This is a genomic window from Geovibrio ferrireducens, assembly GCF_026226615.1.
GTDB classification, from domain to species: domain Bacteria; phylum Chrysiogenota; class Deferribacteres; order Deferribacterales; family Geovibrionaceae; genus Geovibrio; species Geovibrio ferrireducens.
On record NZ_JAJAPB010000003.1, the window covers coordinates 256,390 to 274,993 of the forward strand.

General features: G+C 47.4%; 22 protein-coding genes. 15 read left to right on the forward strand and 7 right to left on the reverse strand.

The window, feature by feature from the left end; all coding sequences use genetic code 11:
- Nucleotides 1–160 precede the first annotated feature (160 nt).
- The gene (locus OSQ85_RS04965; RefSeq protein ID WP_265821727.1) at nucleotides 161–2,050 is read right to left on the reverse strand and encodes a putative nucleotidyltransferase substrate binding domain-containing protein; all 1,890 of its coding nucleotides are present in this window, start codon (nucleotides 2,048–2,050) and stop codon (nucleotides 161–163) included.
- Nucleotides 2,051–2,677: 627 nt separating this feature from the next.
- Here OSQ85_RS04965 and OSQ85_RS04970 point away from each other — a divergent pair.
- Together OSQ85_RS04970 and OSQ85_RS04975 are read left to right on the forward strand one after the other, a co-directional pair.
- A complete protein-coding gene (locus tag OSQ85_RS04970) occupies nucleotides 2,678–2,971 on the forward strand; it encodes a DUF485 domain-containing protein (protein WP_265821729.1) in 294 nt (97 codons plus the stop codon).
- A gap of 13 nt (nucleotides 2,972–2,984) precedes the next feature.
- On the forward strand, nucleotides 2,985–4,553 hold the full coding sequence (locus OSQ85_RS04975; protein ID WP_265821731.1) for a sodium:solute symporter family transporter: 1,569 nt from the start codon (nucleotides 2,985–2,987) through the stop codon (nucleotides 4,551–4,553).
- A 63-nt stretch (nucleotides 4,554–4,616) separates the two neighbouring features.
- Here the strand turns inward: OSQ85_RS04975 and OSQ85_RS04980 are convergent, their stop codons facing one another.
- On the reverse strand, nucleotides 4,617–5,468 hold the full coding sequence (locus tag OSQ85_RS04980; RefSeq protein ID WP_265821733.1) for a glycerophosphodiester phosphodiesterase: 852 nt from the start codon (nucleotides 5,466–5,468) through the stop codon (nucleotides 4,617–4,619).
- Nucleotides 5,469–5,552: 84 nt separating this feature from the next.
- On the opposite strand from OSQ85_RS04980, the gene OSQ85_RS04985 reads away from it, so the two are divergent.
- Nucleotides 5,553–6,002 carry a hypothetical protein gene (locus tag OSQ85_RS04985; protein WP_265821735.1) on the forward strand — a complete coding sequence of 150 codons (450 nt, stop codon included), beginning with the start codon at nucleotides 5,553–5,555 and terminating at the stop codon, nucleotides 6,000–6,002.
- On the opposite strand, the gene bioD is transcribed toward OSQ85_RS04985, so the two are convergent.
- Together bioD and bioA are read right to left on the reverse strand one after the other, a co-directional pair.
- Complete coding sequence (gene bioD / locus OSQ85_RS04990) at nucleotides 5,969–6,574, reverse strand: dethiobiotin synthase (protein ID WP_265821737.1); 606 nt, start codon at nucleotides 6,572–6,574, stop codon at nucleotides 5,969–5,971. The genes OSQ85_RS04985 and bioD overlap by 34 nt on opposite strands.
- Nucleotides 6,571–7,920 carry an adenosylmethionine--8-amino-7-oxononanoate transaminase gene (gene bioA, locus OSQ85_RS04995; protein ID WP_265821739.1) on the reverse strand — a complete coding sequence of 450 codons (1,350 nt, stop codon included), beginning with the start codon at nucleotides 7,918–7,920 and terminating at the stop codon, nucleotides 6,571–6,573. The genes bioD and bioA overlap by 4 nt, the downstream gene beginning before the upstream one ends.
- Before the next feature lie 29 nt (nucleotides 7,921–7,949).
- Between bioA and OSQ85_RS05000 the strand changes: the two genes are divergently transcribed.
- The 4 genes from OSQ85_RS05000 to OSQ85_RS05015 all read left to right on the forward strand — a co-directional run bounded on the left by OSQ85_RS05000 (nucleotide 7,950) and on the right by OSQ85_RS05015 (nucleotide 11,375).
- A complete protein-coding gene (locus OSQ85_RS05000; RefSeq protein WP_265821740.1) occupies nucleotides 7,950–9,125 on the forward strand; it encodes an aminotransferase class I/II-fold pyridoxal phosphate-dependent enzyme in 1,176 nt (391 codons plus the stop codon).
- Entirely contained in the window at nucleotides 9,118–9,738 is a 621-nt protein-coding gene (locus OSQ85_RS05005) for a hypothetical protein (protein ID WP_265821742.1), read from the forward strand. The genes OSQ85_RS05000 and OSQ85_RS05005 overlap by 8 nt, the downstream gene beginning before the upstream one ends.
- The gene (locus tag OSQ85_RS05010) at nucleotides 9,710–10,465 is read left to right on the forward strand and encodes a methyltransferase domain-containing protein (protein ID WP_265821743.1); all 756 of its coding nucleotides are present in this window, start codon (nucleotides 9,710–9,712) and stop codon (nucleotides 10,463–10,465) included. The genes OSQ85_RS05005 and OSQ85_RS05010 overlap by 29 nt, the downstream gene beginning before the upstream one ends.
- A 157-nt stretch (nucleotides 10,466–10,622) precedes the next feature.
- Nucleotides 10,623–11,375, forward strand: coding sequence for a lipopolysaccharide kinase InaA family protein (locus tag OSQ85_RS05015; protein WP_265821744.1), 753 nt, complete (start codon nucleotides 10,623–10,625; stop codon nucleotides 11,373–11,375).
- Here OSQ85_RS05015 and OSQ85_RS05020 read toward each other — a convergent pair.
- The 3 genes from OSQ85_RS05020 to OSQ85_RS05030 all read right to left on the reverse strand — a co-directional run bounded on the left by OSQ85_RS05020 (nucleotide 11,368) and on the right by OSQ85_RS05030 (nucleotide 12,905).
- Complete coding sequence (locus OSQ85_RS05020) at nucleotides 11,368–12,177, reverse strand: hypothetical protein (RefSeq protein WP_265821747.1); 810 nt, start codon at nucleotides 12,175–12,177, stop codon at nucleotides 11,368–11,370. The genes OSQ85_RS05015 and OSQ85_RS05020 overlap by 8 nt on opposite strands.
- Nucleotides 12,174–12,707, reverse strand: a complete 534-nt coding sequence (gene def / locus OSQ85_RS05025) for a peptide deformylase (protein ID WP_265821749.1) — start codon at nucleotides 12,705–12,707, stop codon at nucleotides 12,174–12,176. Before def ends, OSQ85_RS05020 begins: the two co-directional genes overlap by 4 nt.
- 63 nt (nucleotides 12,708–12,770) lie before the next feature.
- Nucleotides 12,771–12,905 carry a hypothetical protein gene (locus OSQ85_RS05030; RefSeq protein WP_265821750.1) on the reverse strand — a complete coding sequence of 45 codons (135 nt, stop codon included), beginning with the start codon at nucleotides 12,903–12,905 and terminating at the stop codon, nucleotides 12,771–12,773.
- A 341-nt stretch (nucleotides 12,906–13,246) separates the two neighbouring features.
- On the opposite strand from OSQ85_RS05030, the gene OSQ85_RS05035 reads away from it, so the two are divergent.
- Genes OSQ85_RS05035 through OSQ85_RS05070 form a run of 8 tightly spaced genes read left to right on the forward strand, consistent with a single transcriptional unit; the run spans nucleotide 13,247 to nucleotide 18,597 of the window.
- Complete coding sequence (locus OSQ85_RS05035) at nucleotides 13,247–13,729, forward strand: Na+/H+ antiporter subunit E (protein ID WP_265821751.1); 483 nt, start codon at nucleotides 13,247–13,249, stop codon at nucleotides 13,727–13,729.
- Nucleotides 13,722–13,976 carry a monovalent cation/H+ antiporter complex subunit F gene (locus OSQ85_RS05040; protein ID WP_265821752.1) on the forward strand — a complete coding sequence of 85 codons (255 nt, stop codon included), beginning with the start codon at nucleotides 13,722–13,724 and terminating at the stop codon, nucleotides 13,974–13,976. Before OSQ85_RS05035 ends, OSQ85_RS05040 begins: the two co-directional genes overlap by 8 nt.
- A 9-nt stretch (nucleotides 13,977–13,985) precedes the next feature.
- On the forward strand, nucleotides 13,986–14,294 hold the full coding sequence (mnhG, locus tag OSQ85_RS05045) for a monovalent cation/H(+) antiporter subunit G (protein ID WP_265821753.1): 309 nt from the start codon (nucleotides 13,986–13,988) through the stop codon (nucleotides 14,292–14,294).
- A complete protein-coding gene (locus OSQ85_RS05050; protein WP_265821754.1) occupies nucleotides 14,287–14,820 on the forward strand; it encodes a DUF4040 domain-containing protein in 534 nt (177 codons plus the stop codon). The genes mnhG and OSQ85_RS05050 overlap by 8 nt, the downstream gene beginning before the upstream one ends.
- Nucleotides 14,810–15,232 (forward strand): Na(+)/H(+) antiporter subunit B, encoded by a 423-nt coding sequence (locus OSQ85_RS05055; RefSeq protein ID WP_265821755.1) that lies wholly within the window; start codon nucleotides 14,810–14,812, stop codon nucleotides 15,230–15,232. The genes OSQ85_RS05050 and OSQ85_RS05055 overlap by 11 nt, the downstream gene beginning before the upstream one ends.
- The gene (locus OSQ85_RS05060) at nucleotides 15,225–15,605 is read left to right on the forward strand and encodes a cation:proton antiporter subunit C (protein WP_265821756.1); all 381 of its coding nucleotides are present in this window, start codon (nucleotides 15,225–15,227) and stop codon (nucleotides 15,603–15,605) included. The genes OSQ85_RS05055 and OSQ85_RS05060 overlap by 8 nt, the downstream gene beginning before the upstream one ends.
- Nucleotides 15,602–17,122, forward strand: a complete 1,521-nt coding sequence (locus OSQ85_RS05065) for a monovalent cation/H+ antiporter subunit D family protein (protein WP_265821757.1) — start codon at nucleotides 15,602–15,604, stop codon at nucleotides 17,120–17,122. Before OSQ85_RS05060 ends, OSQ85_RS05065 begins: the two co-directional genes overlap by 4 nt.
- Nucleotides 17,113–18,597, forward strand: a complete 1,485-nt coding sequence (locus OSQ85_RS05070) for a monovalent cation/H+ antiporter subunit D family protein (RefSeq protein WP_265821758.1) — start codon at nucleotides 17,113–17,115, stop codon at nucleotides 18,595–18,597. The genes OSQ85_RS05065 and OSQ85_RS05070 overlap by 10 nt, the downstream gene beginning before the upstream one ends.
- Nucleotides 18,598–18,604 lie beyond the last annotated feature (7 nt).

Sequence of the window (18,604 nt, forward strand, 5' to 3'; positions counted from 1 at the left end):
GGAAACGAGATTATATCAGAAACATACGCCCGTCAATCCGTCTTACTTAATAACAGTAATCCGTGCATCCTGCCGAGCAAAGCGAAGAGTCTCAGCATATAGATTCTTCACTGCGTTCAGAATGACTGAAACAAAGCCATGCTCTATTTCATACATTCAGTTAAGGGTGTCCCTTGAAATACTTAAGCCCCACCGACAGGTACTTCGACATGTGATTAAGCGCCTTGCGGAGCTTCTCCTGATTGTACATGGAAAGGCTTTCCGGGTTTACAAACTTGCTGATCCTCTCTCCGGAGTGAGCCTGCCTGATCTGCTCATTCAGGGTTATATCCACCAGAATCTCATAGGCATCCTGAGTCTGAGAGACAAGCTCATCTGAAAGAATCTTCTTGCGGCGCAGGTGCTTAAGGCGCTCTATGGTGTTCAGATCGCTTAAACCGCATTTCAGAGTAAATGCACGGGTCACATCCACAATAAAAGCCAGAGCCGCTATTTTCATATTCATCTTTCCGGTGTGCTCCCCTTCCTTTTCAGTGATAAATTTTCCGAAAAGGTTTATGGGCCTGCGCTGGTTGGAGTCATTTTCCAGCATGTATATCAGGAATATAGGCTTCTGGGATATTTTCATATTGATATATTCTCTGAGTTCCCAGACAAGCTTTTCATCCCCTGCTAACCCATCATAATCAAAGACTATATTGCTCCAGAGGATGCTTTTGCCCGCCGAGCCGTCCACCCAGTCACGAACCTTATTTTTCCATTCTGAAAGCCGCATGGACATTTCCGGATTTGTAACCATCACATTGCCCGGACATTTTTTATAGCCGACAAACTCAAGGTTATCAGTAAACATCTCGCCGAATTTAAGGAACATCGCTATGTCCTCATCCGAAACATCATCAGCAAAGATAAAACCGTTGTCCTGATCGGGGTCCAGCATCATCTCTCTGCGCCCGCCGCTGCCCATTATAATAAGCGAATGCTTCACCTTTGTTATGTCATAACCTGTTTCAGCGGCAAATTTCTCCGCGGTGAGGCGGTAGACCTTCTTCTGAATATTAAGATGTATAGCAGATACAGCGGGCAGAACATCATAGGTCAGCCTTGAGCTCCCCACGAGTCCTTCGGCTATTTTATAAAGCCCGGCGTGCGAGGCGCGCAGCTCCTCAAGACCGGAAACACCTTCTATATATGTGTTGTGGATTGATGTATTTCTGAACAGAGTGCGCATAATGTCGTTATTGGAGATTATGCCCACCGGTTTATTCTTCATGGATATAAGGGCGTATTCCTGCCCTTTCATCTGCATTTCCCCCAGTGCTTCGGCAAGCGGAAACTCCGCAGGAAGCACCAGCGGCTCCTTTTCCATGAAATTTTTCACGGACGGAGCCCGGAGGCTGCTGTCTATATTTGCCAGAAACCTGTGAACCATGTGCTTGCTGGTTATGAGCCCTGCCAGAGCCTCCCTGTCGCCCAGAACCGCCAGAGCGCCTATATTATACTCTGACATGATTCTGCCCGCATCCATTACCGTATCAGCCGTTTTAACAGTTATTACAGGGCTGGTCATGTAACTGCCCACAGGTTTATATGTGCTGGATTCTATGCTTGCGGTGTCTTTTCCCGTGATGGCGCTCATCCTTCTGGTCACAAGTCCGTAGAAACGTTCCCTGAAATCCTCTGAGACCTCCATAAGCTTGTATATGCTGAGCTCCGGTATGAAAATAAACTCAGAATCCTTAGAGGCTGTGGCGCTGACATGGTAAACCGATTTGCCCACGAAGTTTGAGAGACCTGCGAAATCACCTGCATCGATCACGGCTTTCAGGCCGGAATCGCCGTAGAGTTCCACTTCACCGGAAAATATAAGGTAAACACCTTTATGGTACGACTCGCCTTTTTTAAATATGACTCCGCCCTGCTCCACGGAAACAGGCTCGCCTTTCTCAAGCAGAAGCCTGAGACGGGAGTATTCTATACCCTTAAAGACATAAAATCTTGTAAGCCTGTCGAGAATGTCTGTCATTCCGTTCATGGAGCTGATTTCCATAAAGCCTCCGAAAAAATTTCCCGTTCAGATGCGGTGTCAAAATAAACATATATAATAATCAACCGCCATTTTACATATGCGCAAACAGGCTCTGACAGCCTTTTTCTTTTGATTATATACATATCTGACATTTTTTAACAGGCTATTTTTAAACTCTTAGGATATTTATACACTATCAATTGTATTGCTTAAAACAAAATATATTTTTGTTTCACAGACCCGTTCTTTCACATATTTTCTAAACATAAGTTACTTATATACTATACTTTTCACTTAAATACATATTTTTTTATCATGAATAAACACCTCCATTAAACCAATTATTTATGAACATATTTATTTATCATAAATTATATACCAATGTCTCATTAATCATTAATCAAATAACTTTAAATAAACATACAGATCTATTAATTTTTTACACCTTATATCAACATACTTATAACATTTTCCTGTATATGGGTTTATAAAATACTCTTGACAAATACAGTCTATATAATTTAATAATACATACATTATATAAAGTGGTTTTACTTTAAGGCGCACGCGGATTTAAACATGAATTAAACCGCATAATTAAAACTGCTTGTATTTTTACACTTTTTCCAAAACAGGTAGGAGGTCTTTATGAACGCTCACGAAATCGTGAATTCTGACAGGTTTAAAACCCTCGTCAGAAAGAGGTGGACTTTCAGCTACATAATGCTGGCAATCCTCTTCGTGGTGTATTTCGGGTATCTGTTCCTTATTTCGCTGGATAAGGAACAAATGGTCACACTCGTTGCACCTAACATTACTTTAGGGATAGTGCTGTTCGTCGCAGTAATACTCATTGCATGGGTTCTCACCATTATTTATGTTCTCTGGGCAAACAGCTCATACGACAAAGAAGTCGAAGAACTCAAAAAGATGCTGAAATAGGAGAGGCGCACTTATGAATGAAGTTATTGCTCAAAGACTTGCAAATTTCCAGGCGGGCAAGGCAGACCCTATTTCCCTTCTCTTCTTCGCCATAATCGTTGCCGGTACGCTGATGATCACATACTGGGCAGCAAAAAAAACCAAAACCACAAGTGAGTTTTACGCAGCAGGACGCAGCGTTACAGGTTTTCAGAACGGCCTCGCCCTCGCCGGCGATTATATGTCCGCCGCTTCTTTCCTCGGTATTTCAGGCATGGTTGCCCTTCAGGGTTATGACGGCGCAATATACGCAGTCGGCTGGCTCGTGGGATGGCCTGCTCTTATGTTCCTTATAGCAGAGCCCTTAAGAAACCTCGGTAAATTCACCTTCGCCGATGTTGTTTCATCCAGACTTAAAAACCGTCCGATACGTATCGCCTCCGCAGTGGGCGGAATCCTCGTGGTTCTCTGCTACACAATCGCGCAGATGGTGGGTGCGGGCAAACTTATCCAGCTTATGTTCGGCATGCCCTATGAACTGGCGGAGATCCTCGTCGGTACTGTTATGCTCCTGTATGTTCTCTTCGGCGGCATGCTTGCAACCACATGGGTACAGATAATCAAAGCTGTTCTTCTTCTTTTCGGCGTAACCGTTCTTGCGGGACTTGTCCTTGTTAAATTCGGCTTTAATCCCGGAACACTTTTTGCAGCAGTAGGCGACACATACGGATTTGAAAGCATGTTCAAACCCGGCGGGTTTGTAACCAGCCCCTTAGAGGCTCTTTCACTCGGTCTGGCGCTTATGTTCGGTCTTCTCGGTCTGCCGCACATTCTTATGAGATTTTTCACAGTGCCGGATGCTAAGGAAGCCAGAAAGTCAGTTGCATACGCAACAACCTTCATCGGCTATTTCTACCTTGTTATCCCCATAGTGGGCTTCGGTGCTGCTGCAATAGTCGGCAAAGACTTCATACTCGGCATTGACAAGGGCGGAAACATGGCTGCCCCCATCCTTGCTGCCGCTCTCGGCGGTAAACCTTTCCTCGGCTTCATAGCCGCTGTTGCGTTTGCCACAATCCTTGCGGTTGTTGCGGGGCTTACCCTTGCGGCTTCCTCCGCAATGAGCCACGACATATACGTGAGCGTTTTCAAGAAAGGTCAGGCAACAGAAGCTGAGCAGGTTAAAGTTGCAAGAATAGCTACGGTTATCTTCGGCATTACTGCTGTTGCTCTCGGCATCCTTTTCAAAAACCAGAACGTTGCGTTCCTAGTCGGTCTAGCATTTGCCATTGCCGCAAGCGCCAACTTCCCGGCTCTGCTTCTTTCCATCACATGGAAAAAGTTCACCACAAGGGGCGCTGTATGGTCAATCATAGCCGGAGCAGTTTCCGCCACTGTCTGCATACTGTTCAGCCCTGTTATATGGGTTAACATATTCGGCTTTGAAAAGGCTATCTTCCCGCTGAAAAACCCTGCTATCGTTTCAATGACAATAGCCTTCCTTGCTGCTTACATAGGCTCTGTCAGTGCACCTGAGCCTGAGTCGCAGGAAAAATTCGAGCAGGAAAAAATAAGAACATACCTTGGAATCGGCGCAGAATAGCACGATACCTTTTGTCTCCTAAAAACAACAAAACAAAAAAGGGGCTCTCCGGAGCTCCTTTTTTTATTTTATAAGTTCTTTGAGAATACTCTCCGCGCGGTCGGAGAAGATCATGTCAATTCCGTCCATGGCAGCAAAACGTCTGTACGAGTTGATTTCGTTTACAGAATAAATCCACAGTTTAAGCCCGTTATCAGCACAGTAAGAAACAAGCTCCGGGCAGACAAGGTTTTTTGCCACGCATACGCCGCCGCCTGATTTCTGTATGACCCTGAGCAGATTATCCGGCAGAGTACGGCAGCGCAGGGAATGAAAATACCCCTGATAAAGCTCACGCGGGACGGACTCAAAAACATTTCTGCCGGTAAACACATTGTATTTTTTTACTTTTATACGGTTCTGAGCAAAAAACTCCGTGAACCTTCCCCGCAGCCCGTAGGAAAAAAGGCTCTGGTGGGAAAGAAACAACGGGGCGGAAAAACCTTCCCTGCTGAAATTCATCAGCGAAAGAGCACACCATGAAACTATGGCAGTCTGCTTTTCCATTCCATGCTTTTCTATCAGTCGTATATGCTCCTTTTCAAAGCCTATGTCCTTCACATCAAGACAGAAAACCCTATCAGTCGGGAATTTTTTACTGAATACCCCAAGTGCATCATCAAGGCGCGGTACAGGCTCATCCGCATATATCTTCAAGCCGTCAAGAACGCTGCTCTCCGTCTGTGGAAATGAATGCCCCTGAATGTACGGATCATGAAAAACGTAGAGAACGCCGTCCTTTGAGGCTCTGGTGTCTATCTCAAAATACCTAACGGAGCTTTTTGCCGCCTCAAGAAAGCCGGAAAAGGTGTGCTCAACCGGAGCATAACCCCTGAAACGGTGACTCAGAAGCTTTTCCACAGGTGATTTGGTCATAAACTTTTCCTCCGCTCCGCAATATATCAAATTGGCATGCGGACTGCTACTTATAAAAAAACGAAAACAAACCGGAGGCAAAAAATGCAGGTCACAGCCAAGAGCATAATGCTGGAGCAGTACAACAAACTTCTTAAAAACGACGCATCCACAACACTTCAGTCGGCAAAGGAGAATGCCAGTCCGCTCCTCATAGGCAAAACCTCATCTGAAACCGATTCATCCACTTCCGTTCTTGACAAGGTGCAGATCTCTCAGGCGGCTCTGGATATGCTGAAAAATTTCTCATCAGAAGATACAGCTACAACTGAAGCACAGCAGGCTGCACTGAAAAAATTTTTCCAGCTCGGTTCAAACTTTTTCGGAACTGAAGGAAGCACAAACCTTGAGGCTGTTATAGAAGCTCTGGAAGCGAAGCTGAAAGAAGGTGAAGATGACAGTCTGCTTAAAACCATTGCCGAATCCAACAGAGCCGCAAATGCAGGCAAAGGGCACATCAGCTACAGTGCGGATGTTTCATCACTCTTTGAATAAAGGGATTCAGAGAAATAATATATCACAGAAGCGGGGATAAGTTTTTCTATTATTCCCGCATTTTTTGTGTCGCTCTCTGTTTCCGAAAAATGTCTGTTCATGGCAAACCCTTTGAAGGAGATAGCTTTCTCCGTAAGGAAAGAATAATTAAGCACAGCTTCATTAACGCAGCCGAGCCTATCGGGAACAACTATGATCACCTCAAGTCCGCATTGTTTGGGGATCTCCCATGTCATCCGGGTGTAATCCAGAGGAACGGCTATTCCGCCGGCGCCTTCAACAATAAGTACTTCGGATGAATCATCATTTATAGCTGAGACAGCCTCCTCAAACGGAAATTTATCAAAACACAGACAGGGGGCAACGGGCGGCTCTGCGGTAAAAAGCGTCTTCGCCTTTGATATGCCGGAAAAACTTTTTACAAATGCGGCATCATCATCCGCAGGATAGCCTGTCTGGACGGGTTTTATGTACGAAACATCCCTGCCCTGCCCATGAAAATGCTTCGCCAGAAGGGCGGAAAAAAACGTTTTGCCAACCCCTGTCCCGGAACCTGATATGAAAAGCCTCAACCGAGCACCTCTTTCACAGATTCCCGCGCTATGTCCACAAGCGTTTCCGTCTCATCCCTGCTGATGATATAGGGCGGCATGAAGTAGATTATATCCCCAAGATTACGCAGGAGAGCACCCTTTTCCACCGCTTTTCTGTATATCTGAAAACCTGTTCGCAGCCCGGATTCAAAGGGCAGGTTCCCTTCTTTGTTTTTTACAAGCTCAACAGCGGAGACAAAGCCCGTGTGCCGTATTTCCCCCACATTCGGATGCCCGCCGAAGGCCTCCTCAATGCATTTGCGCATATGGGCAAACTTAGGCTTGTTGTTTTCTATAACATTCTCATCACGGAAGATTTTCAATGTTTCCGCTGCAACGGAACAGGCAAGGGGATTACCGGTATAGCTGTGGCTGTGCAGAAAAGCCTTTCCCGCAGAGTAGTCATCATAAAACCCGTAGAATATTTCGTCCGTGGTGAGAACAGCGCTCAGCGGCAGATAGCCGGAGGTTATCCCTTTTGAAAGGCAGAGCATATCAGGGCAGACACCTGCCTGTTCAAGGGCAAACATTGTGCCTGTTCTGCCGAAGCCGACCGCTATTTCATCAAAAATGAGATGTATATCAAGCTCTGTCGTGAGCCTGCGAAGTTTTACGAGGTATTCCGGCGGATACATCCTGAATCCGCCCGCGCACTGGATCAAAGGCTCAATAAGAACAGCGGTGAGTATTCCGGCGTTCTCCCGCAGAGCCTTCTCCATAAAGCTGAAACACTCCGCAGAGCATCCGCCGCGTTTTTTGCCGCAGGGACACCTGAAACAGTCAGGCCCAAGAACCTTTATATTATCTATCATTATATCGCCGTACAGATCAGTGTAGAGAGTCTCCCCGCAGACGGAAAGACAGCCCAGCGTTTCGCCGTGGTAGCCGTCAGTGAGGAAGGCATAGCGGTTTTTTCTGTGGCTGCCTGTGTTTCTGCGGTAGCCGTAGCTCATTTTCATCGCGGATTCCACAGCGGATGAACCGTTATCGGCAAAGAAGATCTTATTCAGTTCCGGAGGGGTAAGTGCAAGGAGCCCTTCCGCAACCTCCTCCGCAGGTTTGTGGGTTGCTCCGGCGAATATAACATGCTCAAGCCTGTCGGCCTGTTTTTTCAGTGCGTTCGTGAGTCTGGGGTTACAGTGACCGAAAAGGTTCACCCACCATGACGAAACAGCGTCTATATACCTTTTGCCGTTCCTGTCTATGAGATAGACCCCCTCACCCCGCTCTATTTCAAGGAGAGGATGGGTTTCAAGGTCTTTCATCTGTGTGCATGGATGCCAGATATTTGTGGGACATTTTGAATCTGTTTTCATGGTTTTCATTTTACTATATTCGTTGACACCGCGCAAGCATGGGTTATATCCTTAAAAATATGAGAGAAAAGCTGAAACATGAACTGGAAAAAATAAAATCCGAGGGGCTTTACCGCAGTCTGCCCGATATAGACGAAGGAGCGGGGAAATACATTATTTCCGGCGGAAAGCGTCTTTTAAACCTTGCCTCTAACAATTATCTGGGTATTTCCGAAAAAAAGGAACTGACTGATGAAGCCCAAACGGCGCTCGTTGCCCTTGGCTGTTCCAGCGGCGCCTCCAGAGTTGTCACGGGGAATTTCTCCCTGTACGGCACTCTGGAAAAAGAGATGGCGGAGTTTAAGGGAACGGAAGGCTGTCTTGTTTTGAACACGGGCTATATGGCTAATCTGGCAGTAATAGCCTCTCTTGCGGGGAGACATACTGCGGTTTTTTCGGATAAGCTCAACCACGCAAGCATAATAGACGGAATAAAGCTCAGCGGGGCAAAACATATACGCTACCGCCACAATGATACCGCCCATCTTGCTGAGCTTCTGGAGCAATATAAAAGCACGGAAGAGAAGATAATTGTCACCGACAGCGTTTTCAGCATGGACGGCGACCGGGCTGATCTGAAAGAAATAACCCGCCTTGCGGAAAAATACGGCGCACTTACCATAGTAGACGAGGCTCACGCTACAGGCGTACTCGGCTGCGGCAGAGGGCTTGCCCATGAACTTGGGCTTGAAAAGCGCATAGATGTTCACATGGGAACATTCAGCAAGGCTCTGGGCTCGTTCGGCGCATATATAGCAGGAGATGCCTATATTACAGACTTCATCCGCAATAAGGGGCGCGCGTTCATATTCACCACATCCCTGCCCCCGGCGGTAATCGGGGCAAATCTCGGCGCTCTCAGATGGCTTAAAAGCAATCCGTCCTGCGGTGAGGAACTTCTCAAAAAAGCGGCAGAAGTGAGGAATGCCCTGAATCTGGCAGGATTTGATACTGCCGGTTCCTCCACGCAGATAATTCCTGTTATAATAGGAGATAACTTCAAGGTTCAGCAGGCGGGCAGGCTTCTGGAAGATGCCGGAATCAGGACAGGGGTGATACGCCCCCCCACGGTTCCTGACGGCACGGCGAGACTGCGCCTCTCAATCCGCCTTGATCTGAACCATGATGAGCTTGAGCACGTTGTTCATTCCGTCAGGAGGCTGAAAAATGCTTAAATTCGTTTCCGGCTGGGCGGGTTTTCCCGCTCTCTTTCCCCAGATTTCCTCCGCCTATCCGTTTTATCTCCCATTTGTAACCCACTCGGAAAACGAAATTGAAAACGCTCTGGCCGAAGGCGGCGAGATTCTGGCGGGGTGGTCCACAGGGGCACACATTATTCTCAAAAACATAGACAGCATAATGAATAAATATGAAAAAATTTTTCTGTTCGCGCCGTTTATAAGCTTCTGTGACTACTTTCATTCTCAGGCTGTTATGCTGATGATAAAGAAAATGAAGCGCGATCCGCAGGCCGTTCTGCGTGATTTTTACGATAAATGCGGGCTGGCGGACTTTGCACCTGCAACAGATGAAAAAACAATATCTGCTCTGATCAGCGGTCTTGAGTTTCTGCTGGAAAGCCGTGCGGATGTAAAAGGCAGTGATGCCGCGGATAAAGTTATCCTTGTGCAGGGTGCTGCGGATATGATAGTAAATTTCCGCGCCAGTGAGGATGTGGCGGACATGCTCCACGGGGAAAAGCTCATCACCATTGAAAGCGGTCACTATATTAAAGAAAAGGTCATTGCCGACATAATCTATGAAAATACACATAAAAAGATTCTTTGACAAAGCGGCGGACTGCTATGATTCCTCTGCGGATATACAGAAAATCGCAGCAGCGAGGCTCTGCTCGCTCATTGAGGCTGACGCACCGCATACTGCGGTGGAGATAGGCACAGGCAGCGGCATTTTCACCGGAATGTTCATAAGCAGATGCAGACCTCAGCGCTTCATCGGCCTTGACATAGCCTACTCCATGGCAAAAGCCTCGTCGTCATTTCCCGGCCTGTTCATTCAGGCGGACGGAGAGAGGCTCCCGCTGAAAAACGGATGCGCGGATATTCTCGTAAGTTCATCCGTTCTGCAATGGTTTCAGCGGCCTGAAATCTCCATTCCTGCGGCGCTTGACACACTCAGAACAGGGGGAAGGTTCTGCTTTTCCGTTTTCTGTGACGGAACCTTTGCGGAAATGGCGGTGCTGAACAGAATAACAGGTTTCGGCAGTGTTTATCCCCTGAAAACTGCCGCATTTTATGACAGTCTCCTGTCAGAAATTCCCGGAATAAGCCATCAGCTTGAAATACACGACTATGTGCTGAAATTTCCCGATGTAAAAGAATTTCTGAAAAAACAGAAAGCCACCGGAGCAAGGTTCACAGGCAGAACAACAGCCGCAGGAAAAGATTCATACCGCAGATTCTGCGAGCTTTACCAGTCATTCTTCGGTGACGGTGAAACCATTCCCGTAACCTACCGCATAGCCTACATCACAGGCAAAAGAGCGCATGCTTAATTAGCAATTCAGTTTACCTCATCACTGTCAACCATATGTCATTCTTTTGTTACAAAAAATTACACTCTTTATATTGAACACTGCATCCAAAACGGCAATATTATTTTTAATGTGCATAGCATGATTATGATTCAGCACAGAATTTCCGTGAGGCAGATTGACTTATTTCAGATACGAAACCGCAGACAGCGCACATGATTGCGAAGATCTGCTGGTGAACATCAAACATCTATTTGATCAAAATTTCAGAGTGTTGCAGAAAGCCAGGAATGAAATCAGGATCGTCCGCTATAAAGGCATGGATCTGGTTCTGAAATCATTTAAAGTTCCGGCATCCTTTAACAGGGTCGCATACTCCTTTTTAAGGGACAGCAAAGCGAAAAGGTCTTTCATGAATGCAGTCGCTCTGAAATCTCTGGGTATCGGCACTCCGGATCCGCTCGGATATATCGAGTTCTTCTCCGGCGGCCTGATAAAGGAGAGCTTCTATGTTTCGTCCTATTCCGAAAATGACTTTACAATAAGAAAAGCCATTCTTGATAAAGAAATCAAAGACAGGAACAGACTGCTGAAATCCTTTGCCGCCTTCACTTTCAGACTGCATAAAAAGAATATCCATCATCTGGACTATTCACCCGGAAACATACTTGTCAGTAAAAACGGCTCTGACTGGAAGTTCGAGCTTGTGGACATCAACCGCATGCATTTCAGAAAGCTGACCTATGAGCAAAGGCTCAAAAACTTCATAAAACTCTGGCCGGATGACGACACTATGACGATAATGATGAGAGAATATGCTGCCTTTTCGGGTGATAATCCGGGAAATGCCGTCAGGGATGCGCTTAAGTGGCTGCACTGCTACAAGAGAGTTATAAACCTCAAGAAAAAGCTGAAAAAGGCTCTCAGATAATCTGCCGGAGATGCTCAATGGCGCGCATAACTTTCAGGTTGTTGTCCTTTTCGGTTCCGGCTGTTTTCTCCCACCATCCGCGGTGAACACCCCTCACCATTACAGGAATACTCTTCATACCCAGAATCTGCGCCATAGCAAGGCGGTGGAGACCTTTGGCGGTTTTCACAGGCCTGCCGTCCATGTCCAGTGCGATACAGACAGGGTCCTTCTCCAGTGAGGTGTCATAGCCGTGAACCTCAAGCTGCTGCATAAATTTCAGATATATTTCCAGATATTTGCAGACCTTATCCTCCGTATTCAGATAAATTCCGGAACGGTTTTTATTGAATTCGGTGTAAGGAGTCCCCCGCTTTATCATCTCTGTCAGTTCGGTATATTTTCTGCTTTTCCGCAAATCCTGTCTGTTTTCCCAAATATCCGACATCAGGGCGTATCTGTCAGTGTCTCTGAACACAGCTTCACCCCTGTCCCAGTCACCGTCCCATATAAACACCCCGGCCGTTCTTCGGCGGTGATGCTTTGAGGCGAAAACAGCCATACGGTTCAGGGATTCCGGCGGAAGGCTGAGAATAAGAGCATTACCATACCTGTTTCTTACCGCGTGTCCGGGCAAGCCGGAACGCTCAATGAGCCCGCTGAATGCGGAGTGGTTCAGCCAGAGGCTGAGAAGAACACTCTCCAGCGGGGAACCTGCCGCCTTCTTAAAGGCACTGCTCAGAAGGCTTTTCACTGCTTTCAGCATAGTCCGGGGGATAAGCACAGGGTGGTAGAGCTCGTTAAAAGCCTTGTCATCAATCATGAAAGTCCGAGCACCCTTCTTCTGTACTCACTTTCGGAATAAATATCAGAACAGTCCGCAACGCGCAAAGGGAAAAGTATACCTTCCAGATGGTCAAACTCATGCTGAAAAATCCGTGCGGGAAAACCCTGAAGACAGGTTTCCTGCTCTCTTCCGCTCAGATCAGAGAAGCGCACGCTGATCCCCGTTTGTCTGGGGACAAGCCCTCTCAGACCGGGAACACTCAGACAGCCCTCCCACATAGTGTCAAAGCACTCTGAGAATGAGATTATTTCAGGATTTACCATGATCAGCGGCTCCATATCTGGAGCATCGGGGTAACGCTCATTAGGTTTGGAGTGGATAATAAGAACACGCTTTGAGACCCTTATCTGCGGCGCAGCTATACCCACGCCGCCGTGGGTTTTCATTGCTATCAGCATATCTTTTGCAAGCTGCTTTATCAGAGGGTCGGCAGGGTCTTCAACCTCTTCGGCTCTGAGACCCAGAACCTTCTCGCCTCTGAGAGCTATGCTTATATGTTCGGGCATAAGGCTATCTCCTTGGGTAAGTTATAATATACCTCAAAGAGAAAATATGTCCACGGTGTATGCCTAACTTTCGTGCTTGCCGCCGCCGCAGCAGCTTTTACCGTCGCCGCAGCCGCAGCCTTTGCTTTTAAAAAATTTGTGGTAAAGGAAGTACACTGCGCAGGCCAGTATGGCAAAGAGAATAAGTTTTTCAATCATAGTTCACCTACTTAGAAATATCTAACTTAGTAAATCTATATGCCGGATATGCCGATACTGCAACATAAAAATTTTAAAAATTTTTGTTTAAATAACCCTAAACTCCGCAAATCAGTGGTATACTGTATACAAAATACATTAAGCGGTATCAGTTATAGTTTTTTAAGATATGTCTCATACATAAACCCTATAGCGCAGGCTGCCTTCTTTTCGGTAATACTGACTATTTGCATTGTTTACAATATCTTAAAAAATAAAACCCTGTATACGGTTTTTCCGAAAAATATTGACTACATCTTCAAAACTGATACTATAAACCTGTTTTGTTTTAAGGAGCGGGGATGACATTCATATTCACATTTCTGGTGCTTTTCATCTTCTGGTTCATGTTATCAGGAGAGTTCAGCGGACTTTTGGTGGCTTTTGCGGTGATTTTCAGTCTGACAGCCGCATATCTCAGCCATGACTTCTTTCTGCGCAGGCTCAGGAAGGATCACATCCGGATAGTTAAGGATATTATCCTTTATCTTCCGTGGCTTATGAAGGAGACAATTGTTGCCAACCTTCAGGTGGTCAAAATAATACTGAGCCCTTCGATGCCCATCGATCCGCAGATTGTGGAATTCAAGTCCGACTTGAAGACCGATCTGGGACTGACAATTCTGGCAAACTCAATCACAATAACGCCGGGAACTGTCACGCTGGACATTAAGGAAGATAACATTTTTGTTGTTCATGCACTCACGCCGGAGCATGCGGACGGTCTCTTAAGCAGAGAGATGGAACGCAGGGTGCTCAAAATTGAGGGGAGCGGAAATGTTTGAAACAGCAGCGGTACTCATCCTTCTTTCGGTATTTATTTCCGGAGCCAGAATGCTTAAGGGTCCTACGGTCTTTGACAGAATTCTGGCGGCGAATCTGATCGGCACGAAAGCCATCATCATTATCCTGCTTCTGGGATATATCTACGGCAGACCTCATTTCTCCGATCTCGCCCTTGTCTACGCACTGATCAACTTCATTGTCACCATAGCTCTCCTCCGCTTCATGGAGAGAGGCCGGCTGGACTAGGGGGAAATCATGGAAATTAAACTCATATTAAGCGGTATTTTTATTTTTGTCGGATGCTTTTTCGTCATCACGGCATCAATAGGGATACTGAGGCTCCCCGGCTTTTACCTCCGGCTGCACGCTGGCAGCAAGGCGGATTCTCTCGGACAGACTCTGATTATCATCGGACTGATCATTTATGAAGGCTTCAATATACTGAGCCTCAAAATGCTGTTCGTAATAATTTTTATCTACATCGCAAACCCCACAGCAGCGCATGCAATAGCAAAAGCCGCATGGGTTGAAGGGCTTAAGCCATGGAGGAAGAGAAATGATTAACCTTATGCTGCTTCTCTTTCTGGTAATAATAGCCATAGCCGCAATTCAGGCTAAGGACATACTCAACTCCATAATGTATCTGGGCGCATACAGCCTTTTCATAGCGCTTGTGTGGACGGAGCTTAACGCGGTTGACGTCGCCTTCACAGAGGCCGCTGTCGGCGCGGGGGTGTCCGGTGTTTTCATGATAGGGGCGCTAACACGGATGAACCGCTTTGAATCATCCAGAGAAAGAACAGGCCTTGCCAAGTACGGGCCGCTGTTCATTGTTATGGTCACGGCAGCCATGCTCTTCTACGCAACGGTGGACATGCCCGACTACAACAACCCCGAAGCGCCGATTCATAATCATGTGGCGCCGTACTATATACAGAATTCAGAGAGTGACACAGGCTCCGTCAACATCGTAACATCAATTCTCGCCAGCTACAGGGGGTTTGATACCCTCGGAGAAACATCAGTGGTTTTCACTGCTGCCATCTCCGTGATTCTGCTTTTGAGAAGGAGGGATAAAAATGAAAGATGATGTAATTCTGCGCACAGTCGCCAGATGTATGGTTCCTTTTATCCTCCTGTTCGCTTTTTATGTTCAGGCGCACGGCGAAATCAGCCCCGGCGGCGGCTTTCAGGCCGGCGTTATCTTTGCTTCCGCCTTCATCCTCATAGCCCTTGCAGTGGGCAAGGAAAAGGCCAGAGAAAAATTCAAAAAGAAAATAAGTGACATCACATGCTCTCTGGGGCTGATGATATACGCAGGAATAGGTTTCATCACCGTACTTTGCGGCGGTCTGTTTCTGGAATACGGCAAACTCCCCTTCGGCTCAGCCCAGGCGGGCAACCACCTCGGCATGATAGGGATTGAACTGGGTGTCGGTCTTGCGGTTGCCTCGGTAATGGTTACGATATTCTTTGAGATTGCGAGGAAGGACGATGATTGATTTTATTGCCGCAAAATACAATTACCTTATATGCGTCTGCCTGATGATGATAGGCTTTTACGCCGTTATCGCCAAGCAGAACCTTATGAAGAAAATCATAGGTTTAAGCATATTCCAGACATCCGTTTTCCTTTTCTACATCTCAATGGCTAAGGTTAAAGACGGCACAGCGCCCATTATATGGGAGGGGGCAATCAGGTATGACAACCCGCTTCCCCATGTTCTGATACTCACGGCGATAGTGGTTTCAGTGAGCACAACTGCGGTGGCGATAGCTCTTATAATCAAGATCTATCAGGCCTACGGAACGATAGAAGACGATAAAATAAGAGAGATAGAAGCCGGAAGCTCCGGCGGGAGTGCAGGCCGATGAACTTATCAGCTAACTTTCCCGCTTTTCTTGTTGCTCTTCCTTTGATATTTGTTCCTGTGATCCCTCTTCTGGGTATGTACAGCAGAAAAATATGCTGGTACGTGACTGTCGCTGTTATAACAGCCTCATTCGGCATGATAATGTCGCTGCTTGCCAAGGTGAGCGCCACAGGTCCCATCTCATATTTCATGGGCAACTGGGCTCCCCCCATCGGCATAGAATACAGAATAGACATGCTGAATGCGTTTGTTCTGGCTGTCATATCGTTCATATCCCTCGTCTCGCTCCTCTTCGGGAAAGAGCTTGTGGAAAAGGAAATACCGGAGGAGAAGCACCCCGCTTTCTACTCTGTGTTCATCCTCTTTGTTGTTGGTATGATGGGCATCACGGTCACGGGCGACCTTTTCAACGTTTATGTTTTCCTTGAGATAACATCCCTCTCTGGCTATGCCCTCATAGCCGTCAGCAGCAAAAGATATGCTCCCATGGCAAGCTTCAACTATCTGGTCATAGGCACAATAGCCGCTACGTTCATCGTTCTCGGCATCGGCTACCTTTACATGGTGACCGGCACACTGAACATGGCGGATCTGGCTGAAAGGGTCAAGCCTCTGCACGGTTCAAGCGTTGTACTTGCGGCCTATGCATTCATTCTGGTGGGACTGTTTGTGAAAATGGCGGTTTTCCCCCTTCACCTTTGGCTGCCTGACGCTTACACCTACTCACCCTCAGCGGTGAGCGCCGCCATGGCAGCAACATCCACCAAAGTCGGGGCTTATGTGCTCATAAGGCTTATGTACTCAGTGTTTGACATTGAGTTCAGCCTCGGCTCAATACCCATGACAAGTATAATCATCTTCTTCGCTTCGCTCTCAATAATCGCAGGTTCTGTGATAGCCATAGCGCAGACAAACATAAAGAAAATGCTCGCTTACTCCAGCGTGGGGCAGATAGGCTACATCCTTCTGGCTGCTGCTATGGTCAATACAGAAGCGCTCACAGGCGGCATGGTGCATATATTCAGCCACGCTCTTATGAAGGGCGGTCTGTTCTTTGTTGTGGGTCTTATAGTGTTCAACATAGGCACAGAGAGGATATGCGACTTTGCGGGACTGGGCAGGAGAATGCCCTTTATGGCTGCGGCGTTTACCGTCTTCTCCTTTTCAATAATCGGCGTGCCGCTCACGGTGGGCTTCGTCAGTAAATGGTATCTGATAATGGGTGCAATAGCCTCAGGCCACTGGTACGCAATCGGTGTTGTGCTCCTCAGTTCCCTGCTTACGGCAATCTACTTCGGCAAGGTAATATTTGTAATGTACTTTAAAGGCGGTCATGAGTGTGATGTTCATACTGATGCTCACTCCGCGGAAAGAAAGCTCAGCGAACCGATGGGCATGGTTATCCCCATGGCTTTTGTCGCCTTTCTCTGCATATATTTCGGCATTTTCGCCACCTTCCCTGTGGAGATGGCCGCCAAAGCTGCTGAGGCTGTTCTCGGAGGTGTGGCATGGAAATGATACACTCCGCTATGCCTCTTTATGCTGTGCTGGTTTCCCTTGTAGCCATAGTCCCCATTTATCTCTCCCGCAGAAACCCGAACCTGCGTGAAAGCTGGACTATAATAGCCGCTGTCGCCAAGTTCGTCATTGTTCTCAGTATGGTTCCGGCGGTTCTCGGCGGAAAGGAGATATATTTCAAGCTTGTCACCGCCTATCCGGGCATTGATATTGCCTTCAAGGTGGACAGTCTGGGGCTTTTCTTCGCCCTTACGGCATCTTTCCTGTGGATTCTCACCTCATTCTACTCCATAGGCTATGTCAGGGCGCTTAATGAGCATGCGCAGACCAGATACTTCATCTGCTTCGCGGGCTCGCTCTCCGTGACAATAGGCGCTGCCTTCGCGGCGAACCTGTTCACTATGTACATATTTTATGAAGCGCTTACGCTCTTCACATATCCGCTTATCGCACACGAAGAGAACGAGGAGGCATTCAAAGGGGCAAGGATTTACCTTGTATACCTTCTGGGAACCTCAATAGCGTTCCTTCTTCCCGCTATAGTGTTCACCTACTTCACAGCCGGAACCATGGATTTCAGGTTAGGCGGCGTTTTCGGTGACACAGGCGGAATACACAGCCTCTTCTTCGGTGTCATATTCGCCTTCTACATCGCGGGCATAGCAAAGGCAGGGATAATGCCCTTCCACTCATGGCTGCCCAACGCCATGGTGGCGCCCACACCGGTCAGCTCGCTTCTGCATGCTGTTGCGGTGGTGAAGATGGGTGTTTTTGTGGTGCTGAGGGTTATTCTTTATGTCTTCGGTGTTGACCTCCTCAGGGAGATAGGCGCGGGAGCATTCCTCGCATCTTTCGCGTGCGTCACCATTGTGGTTTCATCCCTGATAGCCATGAGGCAGGACAATATCAAGGCAAGGCTCGCCTACTCCACCATAAGCCAGCTTTCATACATTGTCGTGGGGGCGGCTCTGCTTTCCCCGTCAGGCATTAAAGCAAGCATAATCCACATAACCATCCACGCCTTCTCGAAGATAAGCCTCTTCTTTTGGGCGGGTGCGGTTTATGTGGCTCTGCATAAGAAGTACATCAGCCAGATAAGCGGCATAGCCAAAAAAATGCCTGTCTCCATGGCGGTGTTCACCATAGGCGCACTGAGCCTCATAGGCATACCGCCCCTCTCAGGCTTCATAAGCAAGTATTACTTTGTTTCAGGCGCTGTGGAAGCGGGGATGCTCCCCGTGGCTGTGGTATTCGCTGTGAGCTCATTCCTCAATGCGCTGTACTTCCTGCCTATTATCTACACAGCGTACATGAAGCCTCTGGATGCGGGTATGGACGACAAAGTCACCGAAGCCCCCCTTGCCATGCTCATTCCCATGTGCATAACAGCGGGCGCAGCGGTGCTTCTGTTCTTCTTCCCGCAGGTTCTCACCGGCTTCACTGACATAATAGTCAGCGGACTTTTTACAAAGTAGGAGGGCA